The following is a 5,408-nucleotide window of genomic DNA, read 5'->3' as shown; positions in this document are numbered from 1 at the left end:
TGTCCCGGAGGAATCATGTCCATCAACCCGGAGATCTCATGTCCGCCTACCCGGACCAAACTGTCCGCCCACCCGGACTTTTCCACGTCCGCTGGCAGTTCCCCTCTCCGGGCCGCGCTCGCCACCCCCAGAAGAGCGTGGCCCGGACTCATACAACACCCACCGGTCGTTCTTCCCCGCCCGGAGACAGGCCAGCTCACGGACAGGGGCCAGCGATCCGCCTCCCTCGCAACCCCTGTTAGACCGGCCTGCGCGCGACACTCGAATACGCCCGCAGCCGGTCCACCTAACCGTCCCAACAGAATCGAGATACCCACATGAGCGAACCACACGAGGATCTAGACGATCCAGTCGAAGTCACTCACATCAGAACGATCAAGGCACCAACGTTCTCCTTCTATGCTGACAGCGAGAACGTGTACCTCAACTGCGGCGAACGCAGCGGACCCGACGGCGACACCTCCGAGATCAGGATGAGCCGCACCAGATTCCGGGCCTTCGCCCAAGCCGTCAAGGACACGGAGAAGGCTCTCGATCACGACCCACCGTCGGCGTCCCGACGGCTCTGGCCCCGCAACACCCACGACTCATGGCCCACCGCGGACGCGCCTGTTACACCAGCTGCTGGTGGGTGTTGTTCAAGGTGCGGATGAGCCGGTGCGGGCTGCCGGTCGTGACCGCGATGTAGTCGTCACCGGTCATGTAGGTCAAGATGCGGCCTTGGCCGGTCAAGTCCAAGGCGCTGATCGGGAGACTGCGTTCCCGCTCGCCGTCGACGGTGCGAGTAGCGGTGTAGAGCTGGTGGATCGCATCCCGCGGAGCCCGCATCAACCCGGACAGGTACTCGACATCACGGGTATCGATCGGTTCCGCGAGCGGATCGGCCGGCGCAGCATCCGAATCCTCGAGCAGCCCCTCCGGGATCGCCACCGTCCGCACCGCGGCACCCGGCACGTCGGGCAGCGCTTCCAACAGATGCGTCGCCAGAAACTTCGGCTCGACAGGATCAATCATCACCGCATCCTCACCCACCACCACCCGCACCGCGTCGCGATCACGAGCCGCCACCAAGATCGAGGTCGCGGTGCCGTCGCTGAAGTGATTCCAGGCGTAGAACTCCCGGTCCGAACGACCGATCACAGCCAGCGTGTTCTTCCATCCCGGATGCAGCCGGTCACCACGCGCTAAACCCTGCTCCCGCAACGCTTCCATCGTGTCCACCACCAACGTGCGGCGGCTGTCCTCGGCCATCCAGTAATGGGTGTTGGTGCCGATCACCGCCGGAAGATCCCCACCAGTAGTAGTCATCTCCCACGCGGTCACGAACATCATCTTCGGCAGCACCACCGGATGATCAATCACCGAACTCTCCCACTTCAGGCAAGCGATACCAACAGACCGCACGGGACGGGAATCAGCGGTTAGCCGCCGATCGTGGGAGGAACCACCGGCAACCCGGTCACCGGATCGATCAACTTCCCGGTGGCCTCATCCACCTCGGCGACGCTCTCATCGACCTCCGGCACACCGTATTTACGCTTGTGCTCGCGATCGTCCTCTTTCCCACGACCACCAGGAGCCAAACCGCCCATCCCAGAAACGCCCCGAGTACCCGCGCCACCCCGCGCGCTCACACCACCAGCCTCGCTCGGAACACCACCCGACCGAGGAGCCGCACCAGTCATCCGTCCCTCTCCCGGTTTGCCACCGGTAGCGCCACCTAAGCCGCCGCCGGGCACTGGACTCCCAGGCGAAGCGATCATGCCCGCACCGAACCCGCTGCCCGTACCGCTGCCCGATCCCGCACCAGTGCCGATGTTGATCGTTGAGCCAGACACACCCGAGCCGGGCGGGACAGCCGTTGATCCTCCCACCGCGGTCTCGGGCGACACATAACTCGCCGAGCTGGTACCTCCGCCGCTGTCATGACCACCGCCCGTCATAGCGCCGCCACTCGAACCACTCGGGGGCACGACACCACCGCCGATGCCAGGGCCGCCGCCGGGAACCACCACCGGCCCACCACCAGGCCCAGCGGGACCACCCGGACCAGCAGAACCGCCGGGAGCATGGCCAGGCTCATGAGGATGCTTCACCACCGGACCATGCCCACCATGACTACCCAGACCACCGGGGCCGGTAGGTGGGGGAGCGACGGCGAAGTCTCTTCCGCCATAGGCGCCAAGGACGCCGTAGTCACCACTCAAGCCGCTCTTACTGGCTTGCGCCGCAGAAGCGTACGTGTTGTAGCGTTCCAAATTGCGCGAGGCAGTTGCGTTATAGGCGTCGATCTGCGATTCCACGTCGGTCTTCCACGGCACCAGCGTGTCCCAGAAATTTTTCTCAGGTGGCATGGGTGGCATGGGCTCCAGATTCCGTTGCGCATGATCAAACCCACCAGCGGTCGTTTCCAAGTTGCTGGCATTCGCGCCAAACCGCTCCGCCGCCGACGACGCCACCGCCCGAAACTTGTCGATGCGCGCGTCTGCCGCCTCGGCGCTCCGTCCCGTCCACGACGCCCGTAATCGCGTCAACAGCCTATTGACATCGTCACTGACCTGGTGATGCTCATCCGCCAAACCCCGCGCCGCCACAGCGCCGTCATGCCACTCTTGTGAACGGCCGTTACGCAGCTTCTCCACAACCTCCGGTAACGGCGCTGCCTGAATCGGAACACCTGCCATCGTGCTCAACCTCAAGCCCTCACCCAACATGTCCCCAAAACCGCGTGCGACCTCTCCCAACCCGTGCGCAACCCCGCGCGCCACCTCACCAAGCTGGTCAAACGGAAACATCACGCACCGGCCTTCTGTCGCAACGTCGATATTGCGGCATCCGCGACGTGAGGCGTCACCGAACACGGATCGGTTTTCCCTTTTTTGCTATCACTGAGGATAAGACTCGCGTCCACAGTCGCGGTATCACTGATTCCGACGTTAACCTCGCAAAACTCCTTCGGATTACCCCCGGACGGGCTGACATTGGCCACTGCCGGAAACCCTTGGATGGCAGGCAGCTCTTTCCAGACCTGAGCTTTGGGTTTCACGTTCGCGTACTGACCACTCAAGCCATCTTTGGAACTCACGGTAAAAAACACGGAAATAACCGCACCGTTATCGAGATTGGACCACGAACACATAGGGCCAATTCCCGCTAACGTATCCGCCTTGGCGGGAACCTCGCTGCCGAGGGCGTCTCTTACCTGAGCCGGAGTCAATGCATCACACGGACTACCCGACAGTACCGAGTCGGGTAACGGGTTTGCAACCTTTGGGGCGCCCGCATACGGCAGCTGCCGCGCGCTGGACGACGTGTTCGACGGCGGCGCGGGAGGCGCGCTAGGAGACGGGCCCCCCGAACACCCCGCCATCACGGTAGTCACCGCGTAAGCCGCCGCGATAATCGTGATCATGCGGTACCTCATCAGGCGTACCCTCCACCCTTGCCGACCTGAGGCACATTCTGCTTGTCAGCATTCTGTGCGCTCTGCAACCTCTGCTTGTTTTGTTCCTCGGTCTCATCTTTTATCCCCAAGGATTTCCGCAACCGGCCTATTAACTCAGTAAGGTAGTTGACCTCGATAGTCACATGCCCTGCACCAAAAGCAAAAGCCCCGGGACGACCCCTGATCTCTTCCGATTTCGCGCGCACGAACTCGGCGGACTTCGAAGTCAACACATCGTTGTAGTCCAGACTTGCCGGATCATCGGCAGGCGGACTCAAGTGCTCCAGGCGGTTCGCCTTCATTTGCAGAAGATTTAACTGATTACGAATCCGCGTTGCTTCGTTCAAGATCTCGTGCGCCTCGTCGCGGTCGAGGGTGAACCCATCGGAGCGACCAGTGAAGGCGGCAAACTTGTCGAACGTCGCGATCTTATCGTTGATCACGTTGATCTCCGAGTCGCCCAGCCATGGATCAAACCAGTTCACCCCGACCCCTCCCTCGTCCCTGCCCGGCGTCGTTACGTAGCCGTGTCCCTCCGCGGCACGGCGCACCGGCCAGCCCCCGATGGGTCGAGCTGTTCCGCTGCGCCTATCACCGTAGCGGATCGATCACCCTCTGAGACCCGAAACTGGGAAACACCCGATCAAAGACCGCCCGCTCGTCGTCAACGGCTACTCAGCGAAACCAACGCCCACCGGGTCCACGAGGGTGGAGTCGGCGGGAATCACCAGGGCCGATCCTTGTCGATTGTGGGCACCGGCAGACCCGAGACGAGTTTCCCCGCGTCGAGTTGCAAGCCGTACGCCAGCTTGATCAGATTCGCGGTCGAAGGGTTGCGCTGACCACGTTCAACCTGGCCGACATAGGTCCAGTGCACCCCAGCCCGCGCCGCTAACCGTTCCTGGGAAATCTCCAACTCAGCCCGCCGAGCACGGATACGACTACCCAGCTCACGCAGCATCTTCGCCAGTTCAGGATCCGGTGTCTTCGCCATGATCGGCCCAGTACACGGGTCTCAACCATGTTCGACCAGAGACCATATACCACAACTGAATACGTCTGACGTATCTACGACTCAACTGTATACGTATAAGCTCCCAGCTACACCCCACTCCGGGGTGTACCAGGACGCACCATACGCAGTTCTGGTGAGGCCAGCGACCACCCGGAAGGGAGGGACACCCATGAGGGAGAGCCAGCGTCCGAGCGGCGGAAGCATCGGAGCGGGCAACGGTAACGGCGGCACCAAGAAATAGCCGCACCACCTAACAGAGACAGGGACCCCGGCGGAAGGATCGTCGGGGTCCCCGCTTACGCAGTATGCCAGTTTTCGTCACCTCAACGAATGCGTATTGTGTTTTCTTGTGAACAGAGGTCGCCGCGCTCTCGAGCACCGCGTATTCCTATTGCAGTCCCAGTTGTTTTCGCTGTGGGCTGTCGCGGTCGGAATAGGCATGGTCGCAGTGTCGCAAATCCCCGCGATCCGGCACCTCGACTGGCTACCGTTACGCGAGCTGGGCGTCACCGCGATCGGTTCCGGTGTCGTGGCAGCCTGGTTTGAATACCGCGCCCGCCGCGACTGGATCACCCGCATTACCGACGCCATTCTGGAAGGCTTCGCCGCCGACCCACATGATCTAGCGCGCCGCTTATCCCCAGCCACCGTGGACAAAATCGCCGAAAACAGCCTGGCTCTCCGCCTAGGCAACGACTCACTCGCGGCGTATATGGTCACCGATTTCACCGCCCAAGTGCAAGCGTCACAGGGCAGACTCCGCTACGACGCGCACATCGCTGCCACCGTGTCCCGCTGGAACCGTTCCTTATACCTCTGTTCTGTCCGATGCTCGCATCGGACAGAAGCTCCCCTAGTAGTGCTTTGTTAGGTCTTGGCGTGTCGTGAGGACGTGGGGCAGGCTGGGCGGTTTCATGTCCTGGTGACCCCTGATGAGCTTGTCCATGT

Annotated in this window: 6 protein-coding genes; 1 reads left to right on the top strand and 5 read right to left on the bottom strand. The window is 62.1% G+C overall.

Features of this window, described 5'->3' with window-relative positions; translation table 11 throughout:
* Positions 1-612 precede the first annotated feature (612 nt).
* The 5 genes from ABD256_RS43900 to ABD256_RS43880 form a co-directional block, all read right to left on the bottom strand.
* The gene (locus tag ABD256_RS43900; RefSeq protein ID WP_344432325.1) at positions 613-1,362 is read right to left on the bottom strand and encodes an ESX secretion-associated protein EspG; all 750 of its coding nucleotides are present in this window, start codon (positions 1,360-1,362) and stop codon (positions 613-615) included.
* A gap of 59 nt (positions 1,363-1,421) precedes the next feature.
* The gene (locus ABD256_RS43895) at positions 1,422-2,684 is read right to left on the bottom strand and encodes a WXG100 family type VII secretion target (protein ID WP_344432323.1); all 1,263 of its coding nucleotides are present in this window, start codon (positions 2,682-2,684) and stop codon (positions 1,422-1,424) included.
* Positions 2,685-2,794: 110 nt separating this feature from the next.
* Positions 2,795-3,412: a DUF3558 domain-containing protein gene (locus ABD256_RS43890; RefSeq protein ID WP_344432321.1), complete on the bottom strand. Its 618-nt coding sequence runs from the start codon at positions 3,410-3,412 to the stop codon at positions 2,795-2,797.
* Positions 3,413-3,423: 11 nt separating this feature from the next.
* Positions 3,424-3,930 (bottom strand): hypothetical protein, encoded by a 507-nt coding sequence (locus ABD256_RS43885; protein ID WP_344432319.1) that lies wholly within the window; start codon positions 3,928-3,930, stop codon positions 3,424-3,426.
* 239 nt (positions 3,931-4,169) lie between these two features.
* Positions 4,170-4,439, bottom strand: coding sequence for a helix-turn-helix domain-containing protein (locus ABD256_RS43880; protein WP_344432317.1), 270 nt, complete (start codon positions 4,437-4,439; stop codon positions 4,170-4,172).
* A gap of 460 nt (positions 4,440-4,899) precedes the next feature.
* Between ABD256_RS43880 and ABD256_RS43875 the strand changes: the two genes are divergently transcribed.
* Positions 4,900-5,331, top strand: coding sequence for a hypothetical protein (locus tag ABD256_RS43875; protein WP_344432315.1), 432 nt, complete (start codon positions 4,900-4,902; stop codon positions 5,329-5,331).
* Positions 5,332-5,408: the final 77 nt, after the last annotated feature.

Source organism: Amycolatopsis minnesotensis, from assembly GCF_039529815.1.
Classification (GTDB): Bacteria; Actinomycetota; Actinomycetes; order Mycobacteriales; family Pseudonocardiaceae; genus Amycolatopsis; species Amycolatopsis minnesotensis.
Note: the sequence above shows the minus strand (reverse complement) of the source record. Positions and strands in the feature narration are given on the sequence as shown.

What these genes read in the sequence shown, in the direction of transcription:
- ABD256_RS43895 (WP_344432323.1), bottom strand. Translation starts at nt 2,684, where the DNA reads ATGGCAGGTGTTCCGATTCAGGCAGCGCCGTTACCGGAGGTTGTGGAG.
- ABD256_RS43890 (WP_344432321.1), bottom strand. Translation starts at nt 3,412, where the DNA reads ATGATCACGATTATCGCGGCGGCTTACGCGGTGACTACCGTGATGGCG.
- ABD256_RS43880 (WP_344432317.1), bottom strand. Translation starts at nt 4,439, where the DNA reads ATGGCGAAGACACCGGATCCTGAACTGGCGAAGATGCTGCGTGAGCTG.
- ABD256_RS43875 (WP_344432315.1), top strand. Translation starts at nt 4,900, where the DNA reads ATGGTCGCAGTGTCGCAAATCCCCGCGATCCGGCACCTCGACTGGCTA.